The 21,778-nt window shown below is 37.7% G+C and carries 23 protein-coding genes and 1 pseudogene; 20 read left to right on the top strand and 4 right to left on the bottom strand.

The window, feature by feature from the left end; genetic code table 11:
* The first annotated feature begins 76 nt into the window (after positions 1 to 76).
* From IEU81_RS05760 to hydA, 11 genes are all read left to right on the top strand, one after another.
* A complete protein-coding gene (locus IEU81_RS05760; RefSeq protein ID WP_186090684.1) occupies positions 77 to 1,336 on the top strand; it encodes a molybdopterin molybdotransferase MoeA in 1,260 nt (419 codons plus the stop codon).
* On the top strand, positions 1,337 to 1,807 hold the full coding sequence (gene mobB, locus IEU81_RS05755) for a molybdopterin-guanine dinucleotide biosynthesis protein B (protein ID WP_092598855.1): 471 nt from the start codon (positions 1,337 to 1,339) through the stop codon (positions 1,805 to 1,807).
* Positions 1,794 to 2,237 (top strand): molybdenum cofactor biosynthesis protein MoaE, encoded by a 444-nt coding sequence (locus IEU81_RS05750; protein WP_186090682.1) that lies wholly within the window; start codon positions 1,794 to 1,796, stop codon positions 2,235 to 2,237. Before mobB ends, IEU81_RS05750 begins: the two co-directional genes overlap by 14 nt.
* Entirely contained in the window at positions 2,238 to 2,471 is a 234-nt protein-coding gene (locus IEU81_RS05745) for a MoaD/ThiS family protein (protein WP_186090680.1), read from the top strand.
* Position 2,472: 1 nt separating this feature from the next.
* Positions 2,473 to 3,039: a molybdenum cofactor guanylyltransferase gene (gene mobA, locus IEU81_RS05740; RefSeq protein ID WP_186090679.1), complete on the top strand. Its 567-nt coding sequence runs from the start codon at positions 2,473 to 2,475 to the stop codon at positions 3,037 to 3,039.
* Positions 3,040 to 3,050: 11 nt separating this feature from the next.
* Positions 3,051 to 4,076, top strand: a complete 1,026-nt coding sequence (moaA, locus tag IEU81_RS05735; protein WP_186090677.1) for a GTP 3',8-cyclase MoaA — start codon at positions 3,051 to 3,053, stop codon at positions 4,074 to 4,076.
* Positions 4,077 to 4,133: 57 nt separating this feature from the next.
* Positions 4,134 to 5,699, top strand: a complete 1,566-nt coding sequence (locus IEU81_RS05730) for an ATP-binding cassette domain-containing protein (protein ID WP_186090675.1) — start codon at positions 4,134 to 4,136, stop codon at positions 5,697 to 5,699.
* Positions 5,696 to 7,243, top strand: coding sequence for an ATP-binding cassette domain-containing protein (locus IEU81_RS05725; RefSeq protein ID WP_186090674.1), 1,548 nt, complete (start codon positions 5,696 to 5,698; stop codon positions 7,241 to 7,243). The genes IEU81_RS05730 and IEU81_RS05725 overlap by 4 nt, the downstream gene beginning before the upstream one ends.
* Positions 7,244 to 7,460: 217 nt before the next feature.
* Positions 7,461 to 8,819: a hemolysin family protein gene (locus IEU81_RS05720; RefSeq protein WP_092598876.1), complete on the top strand. Its 1,359-nt coding sequence runs from the start codon at positions 7,461 to 7,463 to the stop codon at positions 8,817 to 8,819.
* Positions 8,820 to 8,931: 112 nt separating this feature from the next.
* Complete coding sequence (locus tag IEU81_RS05715) at positions 8,932 to 9,237, top strand: hypothetical protein (RefSeq protein WP_186090672.1); 306 nt, start codon at positions 8,932 to 8,934, stop codon at positions 9,235 to 9,237.
* Between the two features lie 16 nt (positions 9,238 to 9,253).
* Positions 9,254 to 10,648 (top strand): dihydropyrimidinase, encoded by a 1,395-nt coding sequence (gene hydA / locus IEU81_RS05710; RefSeq protein ID WP_186090670.1) that lies wholly within the window; start codon positions 9,254 to 9,256, stop codon positions 10,646 to 10,648.
* 76 nt (positions 10,649 to 10,724) lie between these two features.
* Here the strand turns inward: hydA and IEU81_RS05705 are convergent, their stop codons facing one another.
* A complete protein-coding gene (locus IEU81_RS05705) occupies positions 10,725 to 11,654 on the bottom strand; it encodes a site-specific integrase (RefSeq protein WP_186090669.1) in 930 nt (309 codons plus the stop codon).
* 71 nt (positions 11,655 to 11,725) lie between these two features.
* Positions 11,726 to 12,097 carry a restriction endonuclease subunit S gene (locus IEU81_RS10980; protein ID WP_208454710.1) on the bottom strand — a complete coding sequence of 124 codons (372 nt, stop codon included), beginning with the start codon at positions 12,095 to 12,097 and terminating at the stop codon, positions 11,726 to 11,728.
* Between the two features lie 487 nt (positions 12,098 to 12,584).
* Here IEU81_RS10980 and IEU81_RS05695 point away from each other — a divergent pair, with 487 nt between their 5' ends.
* The 9 genes and pseudogenes from IEU81_RS05695 to IEU81_RS05655 all read left to right on the top strand — a co-directional run bounded on the left by IEU81_RS05695 (position 12,585) and on the right by IEU81_RS05655 (position 19,579).
* Positions 12,585 to 13,262 (top strand): RraA family protein, encoded by a 678-nt coding sequence (locus IEU81_RS05695; RefSeq protein WP_186090667.1) that lies wholly within the window; start codon positions 12,585 to 12,587, stop codon positions 13,260 to 13,262.
* Position 13,263: 1 nt separating this feature from the next.
* Positions 13,264 to 14,271 carry a TRAP transporter substrate-binding protein gene (locus tag IEU81_RS05690; RefSeq protein WP_186090666.1) on the top strand — a complete coding sequence of 336 codons (1,008 nt, stop codon included), beginning with the start codon at positions 13,264 to 13,266 and terminating at the stop codon, positions 14,269 to 14,271.
* Between the two features lie 11 nt (positions 14,272 to 14,282).
* The gene (locus tag IEU81_RS05685) at positions 14,283 to 14,783 is read left to right on the top strand and encodes a TRAP transporter small permease (RefSeq protein WP_186090664.1); all 501 of its coding nucleotides are present in this window, start codon (positions 14,283 to 14,285) and stop codon (positions 14,781 to 14,783) included.
* Positions 14,780 to 16,063, top strand: coding sequence for a TRAP transporter large permease (locus tag IEU81_RS05680; protein ID WP_186090663.1), 1,284 nt, complete (start codon positions 14,780 to 14,782; stop codon positions 16,061 to 16,063). Before IEU81_RS05685 ends, IEU81_RS05680 begins: the two co-directional genes overlap by 4 nt.
* Before the next feature lie 19 nt (positions 16,064 to 16,082).
* Positions 16,083 to 16,904, top strand: coding sequence for a carbon-nitrogen hydrolase family protein (locus tag IEU81_RS05675; RefSeq protein WP_186090661.1), 822 nt, complete (start codon positions 16,083 to 16,085; stop codon positions 16,902 to 16,904).
* Positions 16,905 to 17,050: 146 nt separating this feature from the next.
* Positions 17,051 to 17,683, top strand: a complete 633-nt coding sequence (locus IEU81_RS05670) for a GntR family transcriptional regulator (RefSeq protein ID WP_186090659.1) — start codon at positions 17,051 to 17,053, stop codon at positions 17,681 to 17,683.
* 166 nt (positions 17,684 to 17,849) lie between these two features.
* Positions 17,850 to 18,994 (top strand): IS3 family transposase gene (locus IEU81_RS05665; protein ID WP_186090657.1). Its coding sequence is split into 2 segments (ribosomal slippage): positions 17,850 to 18,096 and positions 18,096 to 18,994, totalling 1,146 coding nucleotides; the frame shifts between segments, so codons are not numbered across the junction.
* 7 nt (positions 18,995 to 19,001) lie between these two features.
* Positions 19,002 to 19,163, top strand: a pseudogene (locus tag IEU81_RS05660) (helix-turn-helix transcriptional regulator); the annotation flags it as partial.
* The gene (locus IEU81_RS05655; protein ID WP_186090654.1) at positions 19,160 to 19,579 is read left to right on the top strand and encodes a hypothetical protein; all 420 of its coding nucleotides are present in this window, start codon (positions 19,160 to 19,162) and stop codon (positions 19,577 to 19,579) included. The pseudogene IEU81_RS05660 and the gene IEU81_RS05655, both read left to right, overlap by 4 nt.
* A 70-nt stretch (positions 19,580 to 19,649) precedes the next feature.
* On the opposite strand, the gene IEU81_RS05650 is transcribed toward IEU81_RS05655, so the two are convergent.
* Both IEU81_RS05650 and IEU81_RS05645 read right to left on the bottom strand, forming a co-directional pair.
* The gene (locus IEU81_RS05650; protein WP_186090652.1) at positions 19,650 to 19,949 is read right to left on the bottom strand and encodes a nucleotide pyrophosphohydrolase; all 300 of its coding nucleotides are present in this window, start codon (positions 19,947 to 19,949) and stop codon (positions 19,650 to 19,652) included.
* Positions 19,949 to 21,601, bottom strand: coding sequence for a DUF2075 domain-containing protein (locus IEU81_RS05645; RefSeq protein ID WP_186090651.1), 1,653 nt, complete (start codon positions 21,599 to 21,601; stop codon positions 19,949 to 19,951). The genes IEU81_RS05650 and IEU81_RS05645 overlap by 1 nt, the downstream gene beginning before the upstream one ends.
* Between the last annotated feature and the right edge of the window lie 177 nt (positions 21,602 to 21,778).

The raw sequence follows: 21,778 nt of genomic DNA, 5'->3' as shown, positions 1-21,778 counted from the left end.
TAAGTATAAGTAAATAAATTATATCAGACATTTTGACATAACGATAAATATCTTAAATACAATGAGGATGATAATAATGACTTTAAACAGAACGCCGATTCACGTTAATGATGCAGTTTCCAAAGTGATGGAACGTGTAAAATCAACAGGCACGGAAACGGTAAGCTACGATCAAAGCTACAACAGAGTGCTGGCTAAAGATTTAACTGCTACGTCCGATGTGCCGTTATTTACGAAATCTGCGATGGATGGTTTTGCAGTACATTCATCGAGTACGGCGGGGGCTTCCGGCGACAACAGAGTGCCTTTTAAAGTCGTTGAGGAAGTACCGGCAGGGTCTTCCAGTGATTATATTTTAAAAGATAATGAAGCATTCCGTATTATGACAGGGGCTGAAATTCCTGAATCAGCGGATACTGTCGTTATGTTTGAGCAGACGAAAGAAATTGACGGGGGCTTTACGATCCGCCGTGAGTTTAAGCCCTATGAAAATATCGCTCAACAGGGTGAGGAGTGCAGGACGGGCGACGTAATCGTTGAAAAAGGGACCATGATTAATCCGGGGACTGTGGCTACCTTAGCGACTTTCGGCTACAGCGAAGTGGAAGTATTTAAACAGCCGGCGGTCGGTGTTTTATCGACTGGGACGGAATTGCTGGAAGTTGAAGATGGACTCGAACGCGGCAAAATCCGCAACTCCAATACGCCGATGATATTAAGCCAGCTTAGCCGCATGGGGATCGAAGGCAAGCACTACAAACTTGAAACGGATGATTTCGACACGCTCTATACGCGTATTAAAGCAATGCTCGACGAGGTCGATGTGATTATTACGACCGGCGGTGTGTCGGTCGGTGATTATGATTTGCTGCCGAAAATTTACGATGCGCTCGGTGCTGAAGTTCTGTTCAACAAAGTGGCCATGCGCCCGGGCAGTGTGACGACCGTCAGCGCCCTGGACGATAAACTGCTCTTTGGACTCAGCGGCAATCCGTCTGCCTGCTATTCAGGCTTTGAATTATTTACACGGCCGGCCTTGAATTTAATGCAGGAAGCGGCACTGCCTTTTGCACCTTTTGTCGATGCAGTGCTCGATGAAGATTTCACTAAAGCGAATCCGTTCACGCGTTTCATCCGTGCAGAACTGTTCTTTAAAGCAGGTAAAATCTATGCACGTCCGTCTGGCTTTAATAAATCGAATGCAGTGACATCGATCGCAAAAAGTAACGGTGTAATCGTATTGCCGGGCGGTACGCGCGGTTTTGAATCAGGGGATGCAGTGAAGGTTATGCTGACCGATGTAACTACAGGGACAGACAGTTTTGGGGTCGAGTAAATGAAAACATTACAAGTAACGGGCTTTAAAAACACCGGCAAAACGACGCTGATTCTCGATTTCGTTAAATTTTTAAAATCACACGGACAGACGGTTGCCATTATCAAAAGGCATCACTCTGCTGAATCGGTCAATCCTTCGACGGATACGGGCAAGTTTTTTGAAGCAGGTGCAGATTATACTGCTTTAAACATGCCTGGATACTCAGTAATGATGGAGCAGCCGGAAAAACCGTTAACAGTCCAGCTGCAGCGATACCAAAATGAGGGTGTGGATTTCGTTCTTGTTGAAGGCTTTAAAAATGAAAACTATTCAAAAATTATACTGACCTATTCTTTTACAGACGGCGACACGGATATTAACGAAATAGGTCTCACGAATGTGTTAAACCGTTTTGATATGCGATATGATAAAGAAAAGGCAGAACAGTGGTTTAAAGAATGGAGCAATTTAAGTAATGAAAATGTTTGAAGTCGTTTCTGACGAACTGGACATCAATAAATATCATCAAATGACCGTCAATGAACATCAGGGAGCGGTCTGCACATTTACCGGCCATGTCCGCGAGTGGACGAAGGGGACGCGTACAGTTCATTTGGAATACGAGGCTTATGTTCCAATGGCTGAAAAAATGCTCGCGCAAATCGGAGATGAAATTTCTGAACGCTGGCCGGGTGTGATTACAGCCATTGGCCACCGGATCGGCAAGTTGGAAATATCCGATATCGCAGTTGTGATTGTGACGAGTGCGCCGCACCGCACGGATAGTTACCGTGCCAATGAATATGCTGTGGAACGCTTAAAGGAAATCGTGCCAATATGGAAAAAAGAAATTTGGGAAGACGGCGAAGAGTGGATTGGCGATTCCCGCAAATATCATCCCAAGGCGGAGGAAAACTAAATGGAAATTAAAGTTTTTGCAAGTATAAAAGAAAAAATCGGCAGCGACACGATTGACCTGTTTGTCGGTGATTCAATTACTGTCGGCGAATTAAAAAATCATATTTTTGTCGACTATCCTGAACTGGACGGCGAAGTGTTCCAGGTCGCTAAAAATGAATCATTTGTAAAAGATGATGAAGTCGTTACATCGGACGACACTGTGGCATTAATCCCGCCGGTCAGCGGAGGCTAGAATGATTGGAGTTATTTTAGCCGGCGGCAAATCGAGCCGTTTCGGTGAGGACAAATCGCTTTATAAACTCGACGGCATGCCGATGTATGAACATGTCGCACAAAAGTTGGAAAATGTTCAAGCAATAGACGAGATTGTCATCAACACAAATGATAAACTTAAGACAAGTTTTAAAAATTATAAAGTAATTGTCGACGATCCGGACTATATCGATCACGGACCGCTCGGCGGACTGTATGCTGCGGCAAAAGAATATCCGGGAGAACCGTTAATGGTGATCTCATGTGATACGCCGTATGTGGATTTAGCATGGCTGAATATACTGGCTGAAAAAGCAGAGGAGTCAGGCAATACGACAATTACGACTGATAACGACAGAGCACATCCGCTCATCGGGGTTTATCAGCATGACACTCTGGCTGACCTGTTAAAAGGACAGCTTGAGACGAAAAGGTTAAGTTTAAAAGCGTTTTTCGAGAATCTCAATGTCGATTACATAAACATTGAGTCCTATAATCTCAATAGTACGACGCTGGTTAATATCAATCGGAAGACTGATATTAAATAAGGAGGAATTACATGGCTCAGGTAGTTACAGATAAATTCGGCCGTCCGATAAGGGACCTCAGAATTTCGGTCACTGATAAATGTAACTTCAGATGCCGATACTGCATGCCGAAAGAGATCTTCGGCGATGATTTTGAATTCTTAAAGCGCGAACAGCTGCTTTCTTTTGATGAAATTGAAAGGCTCGCAAGAATTTATGCAAGTCTTGGTGTGAAGAAGTTACGCTTAACAGGCGGGGAACCGATGATGAGAAAAGACCTTCATGAGTTAATCGAAAGATTAACTGTTATTGAAGGAATTGAAGATATCGGTTTAACAACGAACGGACTGCTGCTTAAAAAGCACGGCAAGAAATTGTACGATGCAGGACTCAGACGCATTAATATCAGTCTGGATGCCATGGACGATGAACTGTTCGGCAAGATTAACGACCGCGGTATCGGTACGTCACGCATACTGGAACAAATTGAGTATGCGATCGGTCTCGGATTCCAGATTAAAATCAACATGGTTGTGCAAAAAGGCTTAAACGAGCAGGAAATACTGCCGATGGCGAGATACTTTAAAAATCTGCCGGTCACATTGCGCTTTATTGAATTTATGGATGTCGGTAACGACAACGGCTGGAACTTCGATAAAGTAGTCAGCAAAAAAGAAATACTTGAAACACTGCAGACTGAATTTGACCTTGAACCCCTGGACCCGGCATATTACGGTGAAGTGGCGAAAGTGTACAAGCATAACGATGCTGCTGATTCCTACCTCGGCTTTATTACGAGTGTATCGGAAAGTTTCTGTTCAACGTGTACAAGAGCAAGACTGTCATCCGACGGTAAATTCTACGGCTGTCTGTTTGCGGTCGACGGTTTCGATATTAAGACACTGATGCGGGATGGTATCAGTGACGAGGAACTGACAGAAGTGCTGACGGGTGTATGGGACAAACGTGATGACCGTTATTCGGAAATCAGAACTGAAATTACAGAAGAAATGCGCCAAAAGAGAAAGAAAATCAACATGAGCTACATCGGCGGATAAATTACTAAAAACGTGAAGGGGACTCTTCACGTTTTTTGTGTCTGAAGGTGGAAAAAAATGAAATTGAGTATATCAAAAAAACATATTATGCTATACAGTTTAATCGTTGCAGCGAGCATTATATGCTACATTGCTTTTGGCCATCATTTGTCTCTCATACTGGAAAGTATCGTTATGGATACTGATTTGAATATGAGTCAGTCATTGCTCTATATGAGTGCTTTCTTTTTATCGTTTATCGTGACGGACAAATTGTATGATCTGTATACAAAAAGACAAGCCAACCAGTCTATAGAGCAAAAAGCCGAATGGCTGATCGAGGGCATCGATGTAAAAACACGGCGTGAATCTGAAAGAATGATGAATGCACTGCTCGTTCACTTAGAAGACTACCGGCCGTATGAAACAACTTTTATACCGACTATTATTAAAACGAGCGTTAAAGTGGTGCTTATCATTGCGGCATTATTTTTCATCGACATATACGCAGGGGCTATACTGCTGTTTACGGCACCGTTTATTCCTTTATATTACGTGCTTGTCGGCCTGCAGACACAGGAAGAATCGGTGAAACAGGCGACGCGATTTGATAATATCGGCACGCTGTTTTTAAATCTAATCCGCGGCAAGGATACGGTGAAAAATACGGATTCCAAACAAACTGTGACTAAAAGACTGGAAGAAGATAATGAAGGTTTCGTTAAAGAAACCATGCATATTTTAAAATATGCCTTTCAGTCGACGATGATGCTTGAATTTATAACGATTCTCGGTATCGGTCTGGTCGCTTTAGAAATTGCCCTTAGAATTATTATTTTTGAAAATATATCGTTTTATACTGCATTTTTCGTCCTCTTGTTAGCACCTGAATTTTACAATGCACTCAAAGTGCTCGGTACGGAATTTCATAACGGCAAACTCGCACTCGGCAGCTACGACAGAGTTCAAGCGCTGATTCAACAGCCGAAAATGAATACGGCCTATAGAGGACAGACGACAGAAGAGGCAGTGAGGGGACATAATCTTACGATCAGTCACGACGATAAAATTCTCTTAAATGAAGCAGACTTCAGTTTTAAGAAGATCGGTTTGACAGCCATCACAGGAGAATCCGGTGCCGGAAAGACGACGCTGCTCCGGAGCATTCTCGGTCTGCATGAACCAAAAAGCGGCCAGCTGGAAGTATTGACAACGGATATCGGCTACGTATCGGATCAGGTCTATTTCTCAGATACGACGATTTACGAATACGTCTCAGCCGGCAGCCACGACGCAAGCAAAGTAAAACAAATTTTAGAGGATTTAAACTTAGCGGACAGTATCGATAACTTAGAGAAGGGCATTCATACGCCAATTGTTAATCACGATATACCGTTATCGGGCGGGGAAATCGTCCGGCTGAAAATGGCGAGAGTGCTGATTGAGCGGCCGGCAATCATTATAATGGACGAGCCGACAGAGTTCTTAGATGCAAAAACGGAACAGTTAGTCATGAAATATTTAAGTGAATTAAAACAGGATGCTGCCATTATCGCAGTCATTCACCGCCGTCAGCTGCTGTCAATCGCAGATGACCATTACGTTCTGTCAGACGGCGGACTGAAAAGAGGTGAGCCGGCATGAGTTATTTAAAAGGTGAGAAGATGCATATCTTCTACAGTATCTTACTCGGCATTGCCGGCGGTCTGGTCGGGGTGTCAATATTCGGTCTGAGCGGTTATATGATCAGTCTGAGTTTCTTTGAACCGCCGTTCTTCCTCATTATTTTAATTATTGCAGTCATTAAAATGTTCGGTCTGACAAAAGGGACGGCCAAGTATTTAGAACGGCTCTTAAGTCATGATGCGACATTTAAAATGATTGGCCGCTTAAGAGCATCATATTTCAAACAGTCCGTAAACAACGACGAAGAGACCCACAGCGTGCGCTACATTCAAAAGCTGACGAGCTACTTTGATGATATTGAAGATTACTATATCCGTATTGTCTATCCTTACATCGTTGCGGTCTTTATCTCGCTCATATTAACTATTCTGTCGCTGTTAATCGATCCGAAACTGCTCCTTATCATTCTGACAGCGGTCTTTATACTGCTCGTTGTCATGCCGTTAATTATCAGCAGCCGCTCCAAAACGCTTTACGATGAAAGAACTGAAGCAGAAGATCAATTATTTACCGGGCTCTATCACTATATACAGGACTTTACTAACTTGTTTACAGTGAAAAAAGATAGTGAAATCAGCGCTAATATTAAAGACACTTATAAAAAAGTAACCGGGAATGAACAGAAAGAAGCATTACTAGATGCAATCATCGACACGGTCAGTCTGCTGATCCAGCTCGGTGTCATCGTACTGGTCATCGTATTATTTGAGAACGATTATCCGCTCTTAATACCGATGATTATATTATTAATGATGAGCTTTTTTGAACTTGCGGTGCCGGTAATTAAGCCGGCGAGTCAGTACAAGGCGGTTAAAGCGCGGATTGAAGCGGTCAGCGAAGACAGCAGTGAAGCGCCTAAAAAAGTACAGGATAAGCTGTCGCTGTCCGGAATGAATTTCCGTTATCCGTCAACGAAACGCGACGTGCTGACAAACGTTAATATCGACATCAAAACAGGAGAAAAACATGCTGTGATCGGCAGCAGCGGGTCTGGTAAAACGACGCTGTTAAATCAGCTGATTAAACAATCAGATGCAGGGATTATGCCGCAGCATCTGGATTTTTACAATGCGACGGTAAAAGAGAACGTAACGATGTTCAATCACTTTAAGGCAGAAGACAGTCGGATTAAGACACTTCTTGAACAGTTCGAACTGGAACACTTCAGTCCGGACGATTATATTACCTCGAGTGAGTACTTATCCCTTGGTGAGAAAAAACGGATGCATCTGATCCGCATGTATATCGAAGACAAAAATACGTGGATACTGGATGAACCGACGGCAAGTTTAAATGTCCGTCTCAGAGATAAAATATGGGCAGAGATATTCAAAAAAGAAACAGTCATTACTGCGACCCATGATCTCAGCCATCTCGAGTCATTCGATTATGTACACTACCTTGAAGGCGGAACGATTACAGAAAGCGGGCCGGTGGATCAAGTACTAAAAAACAAGGGGCCGGTTCACGAAGCCTATCAGCGTTATAATGATGCATTGTAAAGAAATTTAAACAATGTATGTAACCTTATGAAAACGAATTTTTATATGATATAATGTTCTTAATTTAACGAAATTAGTGGAGGTGACGGCTGTTGGGAAGGTGTATATGAAAAGAACTTCAAAGGATACTGTGTTAAAAGCGGTATTTCAAACTCATGAACAAACGACCCAGGCGGTCACAAATTATCGGAGGTGAACCCCGTCGGAGGGGAACTGATTGGATATATCCACTATAGGAAATTTACTATTATTTATACTTTTAATTATATTGACAATGCTGTTTGTAGGATCTGAATTTGCATTCGTTAAGGCACGCATGTCTAAAATACATGCATTGGTTGAAATGGGAGACAAAAGAGCAGTGAGAGTCGAGAAAATGATTAACAATCTGGACTATTACTTATCTGCCTGTCAACTGGGCATTACAGTCACAGCACTTGGACTCGGGTGGATTGGTGAATCGACGTTCGAAGTCATTCTGCACCCGCTGTTTAACTTTATCGGTATACCGGATTCGGTATCAACCGTTGCAACAGTCGCAGCTGCTTTTGTAATCGTGACATTTATACACGTTGTTGTCGGAGAACTGGCACCAAAAACAGTGGCAATTCAATATGCTGAAAAAATGGCGCTGACACTGAGCGGTCCGCTGTATTTCTTCGGTGTCGTTTTAAAACCATTCATCTGGACGATGAACGGGGCAGCCAGAGGACTGGTCCGTCTGGCCGGTATTAAAGAAATGCCGACAGAACAAGCCCACTCTGAAGAAGAACTGAAAGTGATTATGACTGAAAGCTATCAGAGCGGTGAAATTAACCAGACCGAACTTGCATATATGCAGAATATATTTTCATTTGATGAAAGAACGGCCAAGGATGTTATGGTGCCGAGAACTCAAATGATTACTTTAGAAGAACCTGTTACGGTTGAGCAGGTCGTTGAAACGATTAAAGAATATAACTTTACAAGATACCCTGTCACAGAAAGTAACGGGGACAAAGATAATATTATCGGCTTTATAAACGTGAGAGAATATTTAACAAATCACGTATCAGATGAAGAAGTTGCAGCAGGAGATTACATCCATGAACTGCCGGTAATTACAGAATCATCACGCATCAGTGATGCCTTAGTAAAAATGCAGAGAGAAAGTGTGCATATTGCTTTAATCATTGATGAATACGGCGGTACAGCCGGAATGGTCACAATGGAAGATATATTGGAAGAAATCGTCGGGGAAATCCGGGATGAGTTCGATGAGGATGAAGAACTGGACGTCATTAAAGTCGACGACAACCTATATCATATTAATGGACGCGTCCTGCTGGACGATTTGGAAGATGACTTTAAAATTACTTTCGATGAAAGTGAAGACATCGATACGATTGGCGGCTGGATGCAGAGCAATAATACTGACATTACAGAAGGCGAATATATCGATACAGAAAAAGACCGCTGGCAGGTACTTGAAATTGAGAGCCACTCAATTAAACAAGTGGCCTACTTAAAAAACTATAATGTCGTATCTGAAGACATAGAAGCAGAAGATGATGAAGACTCATCGGAAGCTAACTAGATTGAATGAGACCGGGACAAGCTGTCCCGGTTTTTTTATATGTCCTCACCTAATTTTTTCTAAGACACCCGGCTTGTGCTAAAATTAAAGTAAGAAAATTCGGAGGGATGACATGGGTGTTTTTGAATTTGTATTTTTCACAGCTCTGGTGCTGGTCGGCGGTGTAGTGAGTATTCCTTTGTATGCCATGCGGCGCGGTTATAATCAAAGTGACGAGAACCTGAAAATTAAAAAAATCGTTGAAGAACAGAAGCTGGAACAAATGAAGCAGGATAACTATCTGTTAGAGAATAAATCGATGGCGCTTGAGCTCGAAAAAATTAAAAAAGAGCGGGAATTAAGAGAAGAAAAAGCGTTGGACAGTAAGGAAAATAAACGCTGGCTGATCGAGGAAAGTGAAGACAAAGAAAGAGTTTAAAAGGGGAGTCATTAAAATGAAAACATTAATTAAAAACGGCATTATAGTAACAACGGAAAATGAATATAAAGGCGATATTTTAATCGAAGGGACTAAAATTGAAGCGGTCGGCAGAAATTTAAGAGTTGAAGCGGACAAAATAATCGAGGCTGAAGGTATGTATATTTTACCTGGCGGCGTGGATCAGCATGCGCACTTTTCGTTTGAGTTTATGGGAGAAAGAACGAAAGGCTTTGAAACGACGAATGCTGCGGCACTTGGCGGTACAACGACGGTTATTGAGTTCGTCAACCAGGAACAGGGCAAGGGTCTGGTTGAAACGGTGGAAGCGTACCGTAAAGAATGGGTGGATGGTATTTCTATGGTGGACTACAGTTTCCACCCGGTGATTACAGATCCGACGCCTGAAACGTTTAAAGATATTAAAAACCTGCCGGAAGCGGGTTACCCGACGGTTAAGCTGTTTATGGCGTATAAAGGCCAGTTCTTCCATTCTGATGATGAAGCGGTAACGAACGCGCTCTTAGAAGCGAAAGATGCAGGCGTTACTGTTATGGTGCATGCTGAGAATGCGGATTTAATTGAGCTGATGCAGAAGAAAGCTATAGCTGATGGGAATACGGATCCGTATTATCACGCACTAACACGTCCGCCGATTGTAGAAACAGAAGCGACTGAACGTGCGATTAACCTGGCGCGTTTTGCGGGTGCACCAATTTACATCGTTCATGTCACGACTGAAGGTGCAGTGAACGCGATTAAAAAAGCGAAAGAAGAAGGACTGCCGGTATATGGTGAGACGTGTACGCAGTATCTGCTGTTCGATAAGGAGTATCTTGCGAAAGAAGACTTCGAAGGGTCTAAATATGTATGCTCACCTGCCTTAAGAGATAAGAAAGATCAGGATTATCTATGGAAATCGTTAAGAGACGGTTCGATTAATGCAGTAAGCTCAGACCATTGCGGCTTTACGACGGAACAGAAAAAAATGGGCATTGATGATTTCAGGAAAATACCAAACGGAACACCGGGCTTGGAAAACCGTCTGCCGATGTTATGGACACACGGCGTTGAAGCGGGTAAAATTACGCGCTCAGAACTGGTAGATTATTATTCAACCATGCCGGCGAAAAATAACGGACTGGACCATAGAAAAGGGCACTTGGCACCGGGATATGATGCGGATATCGTAATCTATAACCCGAATGTGAAGAAAAAAGTGACCTTAGAAGACAGTTTAAATGGCCTGGATTACACAGCCTATGAAGGATTTGATCAGATTGGTGAATGCGATGCGGTCTTTTTACGCGGCACACCGGTTGTCAAAGACGGCAAATACATTGGTGAAAAAGGCCAGGGTGCGTTTATAAAAGGCACGGCATTTGGAACAGCATTCAGCAGAAGAAATTAGATAATCTAACTAAAATAAAACAAGTTTATTTAAACAAAATGTTTATCTAGAGAGGAGTATCCTCTCTAGATATTTTTTATGACAATGTAGATAGATGTCTTATTATTTTATCGTTATCTTGATTGTCTAGTTCTTTAATAATATGCAAATAAGTTTCTTGTGTCGTTATCATACTGGAGTGACCAAGGCGACGAGCAACACTTGCTATGGATACACCTGAAAATAATAGTAATGACGCATGAGTATGTCTCAAACCATGCACAGATATTATTGGGATATCTGCTTTAATACACAATGCACGTAATCTATTATTGACCATAGAATTATAAATTCTACCTTTAACAAAGATAGGTTTTTCAGGATCTAATTCCCTAATCAATTGTGAAAATTGCATTGCGACCTGCCAATCCATAATAACTTTTCGATTAGAAGATTTATTTTTTGTCTCCTGCATGCCGCCTTTAGAAGATTTGTAATCCCATGTTTTATCAATAGAAATACTTTGTTTTGAAATATCAAAGTCATTTGGCGTTAGTGCTAATGCCTCAGAAAATCGAAGACCAGTTTTGGAGATAAGCAAGATAAACCAATCCCAATTGATACCCTCATTTAAATCAAGGTGCTTTAACAATGCTTGAAGTTCAAATTGATTTAAAAATTTAATTTTCTTAGGTCGTGGCTTTCGTCCCTTTATAATCACTTTACGCGTTGGATTTTTATCGATAATCCCTTCATCAACAGCATCTAAAATTGCACCTTTTAGCTGATGATGAAAATCCATTGTGGTCTGCTTTTCATGTGTAAAAGCATAATCATTTAAAATCTGCTGATAACTTTGACGATCCAAGTCATACATTCTCAAATTCGGAGCAAGCAATTCAAGCTTTTGCAACGTCATGTAGTACTTATTTAAAGTCACATCCCGCACTGCCCCCACTTTATACAACTCAATCCAATCCTCAAAATATCTAAAGAGTAATTGATTTTCTCTCTTTTTAACAACCATAAAAAAACCTCCTAAAATGTAACGTTGATAAAATACAATCAACGTAAACGATTTTAGAAGATTTGATATGATTATAAAAACATTTTGTGAAGGTATTCTTTTTTTATTAGATTAATTAGGTTAGCTTTACTGTGATGAAGAATGATGTTATTATCTAATGATTTTAAGAATTTTCCTATTTTATCTTGCTCATCAATTTGCGGCATACTAATGTAATAATTTTTATACACCTTTGCATTGATTCCGGGCTGACCAGATCGTTGAGAAGTTACACTAACAAATTTTTTATATTTCTTTGTTAATGTGTTTTGAAAAATAAACTCTGGATTGGTAGTAGCATTAATCCTTGCTCTTATTAAGAATCCTGCATAGTACACTTTTCCATCTTTGATATCATAAATATATGATTTACCTACACTTGCTTCTGTAAGTGCAAAAAGTATATCTCATTCCTTCAGTAAATAGTTATCGGAAGATTGTAAATCTATATTTGGTGAAGTTACAGCACTCATATCGAACTTACGATTCTCATCATTTATATCAGTAATTCTTAAGTATTTATTTAAGCCATCATACTCTTTTGCACTAGCATTTAATCCGTAATCTAATTGCTAAGTAACATCTCCCAACTTACGCTGTTCCCATTATAATATTCTCAACATCCGTTTAATTTTATCAGATTTTCTATTTCTAGTATATAATATTTAAGATGTTAAATATTTGAATATATGTGTGAGTTATAACTCAGCTTATTCTTCGTATTATTTCTCAACTATATTAAAGATAGAAATTAATTAGTAAACAAAACTTATGAAAGCGCTATTATCAAATAAGTTTTAAAATTCGAAATGTCATTGTATATTAGAGTTGCTTATGATATATTCATGTTGTATACAAGATATATACAATAAAAAGCAAAGGGGATTTAAAATGATTATCAATCAAAGGGTAGAGAACGAGAAATTGACAGCAGAACTTAGAGAAGACTTCCACAATGTAGAGCCAGCCACAATTGGCCATCATTTACATTATGGATTTATGGACCCAAGAATTAAAAGTATGCTAGAGAATGTTCAAGTTGTGGGAACTGCGTTTACTGTACGTACTTCGGTAGATGATTCAACACTAGTCCATAAAGCTGTAAGTATGGCTGCTGAAGGGGATGTCATAGTAATTGACAGAACGAGTGATGATAAGCATGCGGCAGTAGGAGAGATGGTGGCCTATGCAGCAAATTCTAGAAAAGTAAAAGCGATTATTATAGATGGACCATGTACTGATATCCAAGCAATTAAAGAAATAAATATGCCGGTTTTTGCAACTGGACTTTCACCAATTACAACTAAACTTCAAGGTCAAAGTGGAGAAATCAATACTGTTGTTCAGTGTGGTGGTGTAACTGTTCATCCTGGGGATTTAATTTTAGCTGATGATAATGGTGTGTTAGTAGTAGACTCGAATCTAGATTATAATTCTATATTGCAGAAAGCGATGGAAAGTGAAAAAAGAGAGCCGATCACAAAAAGAAAACTTGATGAGGGAGAAGAGCTCAGTAGCTTAACAAAGGCTGATGAATTAATTGAAAAAAAATTAAATGAGGATGGTTAATATGAATAAATATCTCTCATTAATCTCGATAATTTTTTTAGTTTTAATTGTAAGCGCTTGCAATAATGCGACGAATGATGATGAAAACAATGTTGTGATAAAGATGGGGACGAAGATGCCAGATGAGTCACTTGAGGGGCGTATGTTTCAATATTTCGCAGATACTGTTCATGAAAGAAGCGATGGGGAAATTACAATTCAATTATACCCCGCGGAACAACTCGGTAAAGGGAATACTCAAGTAGATAATGTATTAAATGGCACTCAACAAATATATGCTGAAGGAATCACATATTTTAGTGATTTAGACTCTAGAGTGAATCTCAGTTCTGTACCATTTCTATTTAGAGATTTTGATCATTATCAAAAGTTTAACAAGGGTGAGATGGGACAAGATATTCAAGAAACCTTAATAGAAAATAATGTAAGAATTTTAAATGATGAAAGAAATTTCAGAAGAGGTCCAGAAAGAGTACTACTTTCAAAAGAACCAGTAGTTACAGTTGATGATCTACAGGGACTAAAAATTAGATCTTTTGAATCTAAAACATACTCACAAGCTTATGAACATGTAGGAACAAATCCAACAGTAGTTGCATGGACTGAAACATATTTGGCATTAAATCAAAATTTAGTTGATGCAGCTGCATCACCTCTATCTTTAGTATGGGGAATGAAATTTACTGAGGTTGCACCTCACATGTCAATGGTTGATGAATACCAACAGGATGTTGTGTTAGCGATGAATGAGGAATTTTTTCAAGGGCTAACAAAAGAACATCAAAATATTTTAATTGATGTTGCCAATGAAACAGGAGAAGTAAATAACGAGCAAATTAACGAAGTTGTTGATGAACAATTGGCGTTAATGAAAGAAGAACATGACATTGAAATGCATGAGATTGATAAGGAAGAATGGGCAGAAGCATTTGAAGATTTTCATTATCAGTTAGAAGATGATGGGATAGCACCTGAAGGTACAATAGACGCTATTAAGTCCATAGAATAAGGAATGATTTTGTGAGAAAACTAATCGATAATATTGCAAATATTTATGTAATAATTGCGCTCGCAGGTCTGATTATACTTATTACGACAATGATTTTTGAGATAATAATGAGATATTTTACTAGTAGCTCGATAATATGGTTGCATGAATTCTTAGGAATTGTAATTATTTGGATTACTTTTTTAGGCTTTGGAAAAATTGTAGCCAATCGGGAAGATATAATGATTACATTCTTAGTTGAAAAATTCAGTGCTAAGACTCATAAAATAATAATGTATATCAATACTACATTAATGTTGATTATCGCTGTTGTATTAACTATTACATCTATAAGTCTTTCTATTAAGGGACTTAATAGATCGACCTTACTTTTAGAAGCGCCATTTACAGTGTATTACTTACCATTAGTATTTTTAATGATACTAGTGACGCTAATAATGATTGAGCATCTTATACAAATAAAAAGAGGGAATTTAAATATTTTCATCGCTCGTCAGGAGGGTGAAAAATGATATTAGGTATTGTAATGTTCGTAGTATTTTTAATACTTCTAGCAGTCGGGTTTCCAGTATCTTTCGCAATGATTTTATCTACATTACTGGCTTTGTTATTGGGCAACTACAGTCTTGAAGTATTTCCAATTCAAACCGTAGAAGGTATTTACGGCTATACTTTATTAGCAGTACCACTGTTTATACTTGCAGGTAATTTGATGAACTCTGCAGGAATTACTCAAAAGATTTTTGATTTTTGTGTAGCAATTATTGGATTTGTTAGAGGTGGACTAGCTCAAGTAAATATCCTAGCCAGTGTTATTTTTGCTGGTATCTCTGGTACTGCTGTTGGGGATCAAGCTGGCCTAGGTGCAATTGAGATGAAAGCAATGGTTGAGAAAGGATATTCGAAAGGATATAGTGCTGCGTTAGTTTTAGCATCTTCAGTAATTGGCGGGATTATACCACCAAGTGTGCCGTTAATTGTATATGCTTATTTAGCAGAAGTCTCAGTGGAAGAACTATTTATTGCGGGGGTTATTCCAGGCTTATTTATAGCACTAACACTTGGAATTTTTGTTTATATACAAATAGTTTCTGGTAGAACGGAAGCGCCTGAAGCATCAGAATTTAAAATTAGTTATGTAGGGACAACATTTAAAAAAGGATTCTTTGCTTTATTAGCACCCGTTGTGATTCTTGGAGGTATGCTTGGTGGAATCGTAACTCCGACAGAAGCAGGTGCAATTGCAGCTGCTTATGCAATAATCTGTGCTGCAATCTATAAAGAATTTACCTTTAAGAATTTAAAAGAAGGATTTTTAGCCAGCGTGAGTTCAACAGCATTAATTATGTTTTTAGTAGGTGTCGGAACAGCGATGGGCTGGATCATATCGGCTGAACAATTACCGCAACTACTGTCAGATGTACTGCTTTACATGACAGAAAATAAGTATGTGATGTTACTAATCATCAATATACTACTCCTCGCTTTAGGTGCAGTTATGGAAGGGATTCCAATCAAATTAATCATGGTCCCTATCCTTCTACCAATAATAGACTCACTGGGAATAGATAGAGTGCATTTTGGAATTGTCATGTCGTATAATTTACTGTTAGGTATGATAACTCCACCAGTAGGTATAGGTTTATACGTAATTTCAAAGGTTGGTAAAGTCAAGTTTGAAGAAGTTGTGAAAGGAGTATTACCTTTCTACATTCCGCTAATAATTGCACTAATATTAATTACGTTTTTCCCACAGATTTCACTGTGGTTGCCGTCACTTTTAGCAGACTAAATTTATAGGAGGATTTTATATGAAAATCGCACTTGTACAAATGAACACAAAGCAGGACAAAGAAAAGAATATTAAAGATATTAAAAATTTTATTGATGAAGCAGCTGGCAATGGAGCAGAACTAGTTTCGCTCCCTGAATATTGTACTTACTTAGGAAAAGACGAAGACAAGAGCAAACATGCAGAATTAATACCAGACGGAGAGACTTTTAAATTATTAAGTAATCTAGCAAAAAAACATTCCATTTTTATACACGTAGGAAGTATTTTAGAAGAGTATAGTGAAGACAAATCATACAACACATCATTTATGGTGAACCCTGATGGTGATATGATTGGAAAATATAGAAAGATACACTTGTTTGATATAGAAATTGAAGGTATATCTAAATATATGGAATCAAATAGTATTATAAATGGTGAATCGCCTCAGATAGTAGACTTACCTATTGGTAAAGCAGGTTTAAGTATTTGTTATGATATGAGATTCCCTGAATTATACAGAGGTTACGCGTTAGAAGGTGCTAAGGTATTATTTATACCCGCTGCTTTCACAAGATATACCGGAATGTTGCATTGGGAATTAATTTTGAGAGCTAGAGCAGTAGAAAATCAATGTTTTGTTATTGCTGCAGGACAATTTGGTGAAAATCTTCCTGGCAAAGAATGTTATGGAAGTAGTATGGTTGTTGATCCTTGGGGAGTAGTAATTTCTAGAGCATCAGAAGGTACTGGAGTAATATATGCAAATCTTGATATGAGTCTAGTAGAAAAAGCACGTACAAGTATTCCTTCTCTTCAAAATAGAAAGCCAGAGTACTACAAAGATTTAACTAAATAATAAATATGGTAGATTTTACAAGTGTGTAATTTTTAAATTGCACACTTGTATCAGTATTATTTGTGATATAAATAATATATAAAACTGAAATTAAATCGGTCGTATATAGCTAAAGATATTAACGGATGAGATGGGAGCTGATCAATATGGAGAAAAAGTATCTGAAGGATATTGCATATGAACAGTTAAAAGAGATGATATTATTGGGTGACATTAACGGGCCAGTCATTACAGAACAACAACTAGTTGATATGTTGAATATTAGTAGAACTCCAATTAGAGATGCTCTTCAAAGATTAGACAATAATGATAATCTTATCGAAATATTACCGAAAAGAGGTATTTTAATAAAAGAATTATCTGTAAAAGAAACAATAGACTTAATGGATTTAAGACTTGCGATAGAACTCTTCTCTTTTAGAAAGATAAGATATTCACTAAATGAGCATCATCTAGAGGTATTAGATAAACTGGTTAAAGAGCAACAAGTCTTCATTAATAAAAATGAAATAAGCAATTTTATTAAATCGGATATTGAATACCATAAAGTATTCATAGGTATATATGATAATGATCATTTCTTAAAAGTTTTGGATAACATTACGGATCGAATATTCTTACATGGTATAAAAATATTTACGAAGAATCCAGAAAGGCTGGAAGAGTCATATAATGATCATATTTTACTTAACAACTATATTAGAAAAAAAGAGTTAGATAAAGCTGAAAGAATGTTAGAAACACATATTGGTAAAGGGAAAAGTTTGTATTTAAGCTAGCTTAAAAGCTAAATGGAACAATGCATCCTGGTACGCTGCTGGTTGCGATAGCAGCTGATGACAGGATTATGGCGAAGTCTAATATGTATTATGAATCGTCTACACTTGATTGGACAACTCCTATGAGGGAGGTTATTGTTAAATCAATGAAAGTAGGCGTTTTTTTATGTCAAGAACGAGAAGAACATTTACCCCTGAATTTAAACTACAGATGGTCCGATTATTTGAAAATGGTAAATCAAAATCTGAAATTGTACGGGAGTATGATCTCACGGCTTCAGCTTTAGATAAATGGGTTAAAAATCATCAGAACACAGGTTCATTTAATCATATTGACAATTTATCTGAAGAAGAGCGTGAACTCAGAAGACTTCGCAAAGACATTCAACAGTTAAAAATGGAAAACGAGATTCTAAAGCAAGCAGCGCTGATCATGGGACGAAAATAGAAGTCATTCGTAAGGATGCACACAAATATTCAGTGTCAGCAATGTGCAAAGTCCTGCAAATCTCTAGAAGTACCTATTATTTTGAAATTAATAAACAAAGGACCAACAATCAGTGTGAGCGCGATAACGATATCAATGAAACGATTATTCAGGTATTTAATTCAAACCGAAAATGTTTTGGTACCCGAAGAATAAAAAATGCGTTACATAAACTAGGTTTGACAGTCTCGAGAAGACGCATCGGTCGGGTCATGAAACAGAATAATCTGGTGTCAACCTATACTATCGCAAGCTATAGGCCCTATCCGTCGAAGTCGAACGAGCGTCTGATCACGAATGGTCTAGACCGAGATTTTAACAGAGCACAACCAATGGAAGTCATTGTCAGTGATTTAACATATGTAAAAGTAGCAGGAAAATGGCATTACATATGTGTATTTATTGATCTCTTTAATCGAGAAATTGTTGGGTACAGTGCAGGTTCAAGAAAGAGTGCTGTGCTGGTCTTGTCATCAATCAGCACCATTAAGCATGATTTAAGAGATGTGCAGATGTTTCACACAGACAGAGGGAAAGAGTTCGATAACCAGCTGATTGATGAAGTTTTAGATGGCTTTGATATTGAAAGATCACTTAGTATGAAAGGCTGTCCTTATGACAACGCTGTGGCTGAAACCACGTTCAAAGCGATGAAAACTGAATTTATTAACCAATATACTTTTATATCATTAAAACAATTAAACATCGAACTATTCGACTACGTAAACTGGTATAACAATATTAGACCCCATGGTGCATTGAATTATCTCACGCCAAAGGAGTATAAAGAAAACTTCTATAAAAACTGTCTAATATTCTGTTGACACACCAACTCAAGTTAAAATGGCTGAAGATTTACAGGTAACACGGCAGACTATCAACGCAATTGAGAAGAATAAGTATAATCCCAGTCTGGAGTTAGCACTAAAGCTGATAGCTTATTTCGATGTGACGATAGAGGAGTTATTTATTTTAAAGGAGGATGACGAATGAATACTAAGTATGAAAAGAAAGCATTAATTCCAGAAAAGTACAGCACATTGTTCATGATTGCTTGTGCTTTTATCGGAACCGTTCTGGGAACACTTCTAGTTTATTTTATACAAGGTGAGTTTCCATATGAGGTGTTTGCAGGTGGATCAACAGCAGTTATTATTCTAATAATTATTGAATTAATAAAACAAAAACGTAAAACAGATAATATGCCAGAAACCGATGAGAGGGTAACTCAAAATGTATTTAACTTCATGGCATATGGATCACATATTTTTATAGCTGTATTATTTATTGGTTTAGCAGCATATACAGTTTTAGGAAGTGATGCAATTCCAACACTGTATTTATGGATATTCTTCTTTTCTTATATTGTTATTGTCGGTTTTGGGGGAATCATTATAAAAAGAAGATAGTAGTGTAGGCGAAATAAAAAAATAAACAAGGAGAGAGATGATTCCAGTCCCTTCCTTGTTTAAATATTTATTACTGTTTTTTACTTGGATATTTCTCTGCGTTCTTTTTAAGTTTATTTAATATAGCTTCATTCATATCGATGTCTAAGTCGTCTGCCATCATTAAACCGTAAATGAATACGTCGGCAAGTTCATCTTTAATGTTCTCCCTGTTTTTCTTCGCACCTTCTTCTGCAGAAACCCATTGAAAGTTTTCCAGCAGTTCGGATGCTTCTAATGACAAGGATAGTGCTAAATCTTTTGAGTTATGAAACTGTCTCCAGTTACGTTCATCCCTGAATTCATTAATCTTTTCTGTCAGGTCTTTCATTACAGTTCACCTCGTTTTGCTTTATTTAAAGCTTTGCGCAGTTTGTCATCGCTGGCATAGATATATAAACCTTTTACTCCGCGTTTCATCAGTACGTTAATGGAGTTTAATATAATTTGTTCTTTAGTATCTTCAACAATATATTCAACTGATTTATTTTTGAAATCCTGAAATGCACCTTTATCTTTATAGTTTTTTGAAATAATTTCAAGCTGCTCAGTCATTTCATTATATGAAACAGAAGGCCCGAGTATGACACCGACATAATTTAAGTCAAAGCCTTGGACTGTATAGATAGATCCAACTTCTTTAATTGTTTCACGTCGTTCTGCCCAAGTTCTACTGTCGTTAGTGGTATTCCACAAACCTTTGAAGCCGATTTCTTCTACATAGTAATCCCCGCCATCTTTTTTATGCTCATAGTCAAAGGTGGCTACGATTCTGGAAAGTTTATGTTTATCGTTTTTTGCATCAATAGCTTCAAACATTTTACCAGCATCATCAAATATTTTGAGTTCATAGTCACCGGTAGATTTAGGGATTGATGTTACCTTACGTGCGACAAAATTATCTATCCAGTCAACTACAGATGTATCAGCCTGGATTCTGAATTGATCTGTCAGTTCAAATGTTTCAACGTTAGCATCCTGAGTAATCTCATTAAATAACTCTTCAGTCCAATAACTTTTAAGCTTTAGGAACTGTTTTTCATCAAAGACTATAATTGTGACTTTACTGTTATGAATGATGTCATTTAAATGATTTACGCCCTTAAATCCGTTAAATGCATCTTCACTAGAAAGCAGGAGATGAGCTTCATCTATCAATGTAATATCAGGGTTAATTTTTTCATTGTTTGAAGCTGTAATAAAAGATGTTGGTTTCATAAAATTTTTCTTTTTCAGGTTTGGCAGACTGTCTGAAATAGCCTTGTATGTTTTTATCATTTCTTCGTGATTAACTAAAAGATAATTCTCCGTCCCTTGTAAATCATTCGAGTCTTTTGTATAAGACAAATCTTGTATGGCATTGAAAGTTGAGCTTAAAACAACACTTTTTCCAGTACCAGCTTCACCCTTAATAAAATAAACAGATGGTTTGTCAGATTTAATATTTCTTTTACAGAAATCCAGAATATTTTCTTTTAATTCGATTTGAGATTCTGATAACTCTTTATAAGGCGATAATTTAAATATATCTTTGTTTTGCAGATATTCTAAAGTACCATCAACAAGCTTATCTTCTCTGAGTTTTTCCCACAGTTCTTTAAAAATATCATGATTATATTTAGGTTTGTCATAGTAATTATGAGTTACAGCAGAAGTAATTTGACTCTTGTTTAAAATTTGATACTTTTGATCTGCTATAAAGAAGTTAATTAAGTTAGTCTCAATGTTGTATGTTGCTGATTGGTTGAAGAGGTCGTGAGATACAATTACAGCTTTCTCCAACTTACTTTTAACAGGATCTTTAATGTGGCTGTTTAATCTGTTTCTGATTTGCACAGTCTCACCTATATAGGCACTGGATTTCTTTTTATCATTATGAAGTATGTAAACAACAGGGTAGTTATTAAACTTTGCGCTGCTTAAATCTGAAATTGAATTCTTATTAAATTCATAAGTTGAAATTTCTACATTTTTCTCTTCCATATATAAGCTCCTTGAGTGATTTGAGTCTATTATAACTTATCTAAACATTATTATTTTAGATTTAAATTTATCAAATGGAAAATTTTATGATAAAGATATAAATTATACAAAAATGAGATTAACTTAGTGGTATAATATAGGTGTTAAGTTACAAAATAAAACTAAAGATATTTTTGT

Origin of the sequence: Jeotgalicoccus aerolatus (genome assembly GCF_014635205.1) — a bacterium.
GTDB lineage: Bacteria > Bacillota > Bacilli > Staphylococcales > Salinicoccaceae > Jeotgalicoccus > Jeotgalicoccus aerolatus.
This window is presented reverse-complemented; position numbering and strand designations above follow the sequence as displayed.

Excerpts from the sequence above, each read along its gene's own strand:
- IEU81_RS05675 (WP_186090661.1), top strand. The coding sequence starts at position 16,083 with ATGAAAATCGCACTTGTACAAATGAACACAAAGCAGGACAAAGAAAAG.
- mobB (WP_092598855.1), top strand. The coding sequence starts at position 1,337 with ATGAAAACATTACAAGTAACGGGCTTTAAAAACACCGGCAAAACGACG.
- IEU81_RS05650 (WP_186090652.1), bottom strand. The coding sequence starts at position 19,949 with ATGAAAGACCTGACAGAAAAGATTAATGAATTCAGGGATGAACGTAAC.
- IEU81_RS05725 (WP_186090674.1), top strand. The coding sequence starts at position 5,696 with ATGAGTTATTTAAAAGGTGAGAAGATGCATATCTTCTACAGTATCTTA.
- IEU81_RS05695 (WP_186090667.1), top strand. The coding sequence starts at position 12,585 with ATGATTATCAATCAAAGGGTAGAGAACGAGAAATTGACAGCAGAACTT.
- hydA (WP_186090670.1), top strand. The coding sequence starts at position 9,254 with ATGAAAACATTAATTAAAAACGGCATTATAGTAACAACGGAAAATGAA.
- mobA (WP_186090679.1), top strand. The coding sequence starts at position 2,473 with ATGATTGGAGTTATTTTAGCCGGCGGCAAATCGAGCCGTTTCGGTGAG.
- IEU81_RS05690 (WP_186090666.1), top strand. The coding sequence starts at position 13,264 with ATGAATAAATATCTCTCATTAATCTCGATAATTTTTTTAGTTTTAATT.
- moaA (WP_186090677.1), top strand. The coding sequence starts at position 3,051 with ATGGCTCAGGTAGTTACAGATAAATTCGGCCGTCCGATAAGGGACCTC.
- IEU81_RS05680 (WP_186090663.1), top strand. The coding sequence starts at position 14,780 with ATGATATTAGGTATTGTAATGTTCGTAGTATTTTTAATACTTCTAGCA.
- IEU81_RS05715 (WP_186090672.1), top strand. The coding sequence starts at position 8,932 with ATGGGTGTTTTTGAATTTGTATTTTTCACAGCTCTGGTGCTGGTCGGC.
- IEU81_RS05705 (WP_186090669.1), bottom strand. The coding sequence starts at position 11,654 with ATGGTTGTTAAAAAGAGAGAAAATCAATTACTCTTTAGATATTTTGAG.
- IEU81_RS05645 (WP_186090651.1), bottom strand. The coding sequence starts at position 21,601 with ATGGAAGAGAAAAATGTAGAAATTTCAACTTATGAATTTAATAAGAAT.
- IEU81_RS05745 (WP_186090680.1), top strand. The coding sequence starts at position 2,238 with ATGGAAATTAAAGTTTTTGCAAGTATAAAAGAAAAAATCGGCAGCGAC.
- IEU81_RS05730 (WP_186090675.1), top strand. The coding sequence starts at position 4,134 with ATGAAATTGAGTATATCAAAAAAACATATTATGCTATACAGTTTAATC.
- IEU81_RS05670 (WP_186090659.1), top strand. The coding sequence starts at position 17,051 with ATGGAGAAAAAGTATCTGAAGGATATTGCATATGAACAGTTAAAAGAG.
- IEU81_RS05760 (WP_186090684.1), top strand. The coding sequence starts at position 77 with ATGACTTTAAACAGAACGCCGATTCACGTTAATGATGCAGTTTCCAAA.
- IEU81_RS05750 (WP_186090682.1), top strand. The coding sequence starts at position 1,794 with ATGAAAATGTTTGAAGTCGTTTCTGACGAACTGGACATCAATAAATAT.
- IEU81_RS05655 (WP_186090654.1), top strand. The coding sequence starts at position 19,160 with ATGAATACTAAGTATGAAAAGAAAGCATTAATTCCAGAAAAGTACAGC.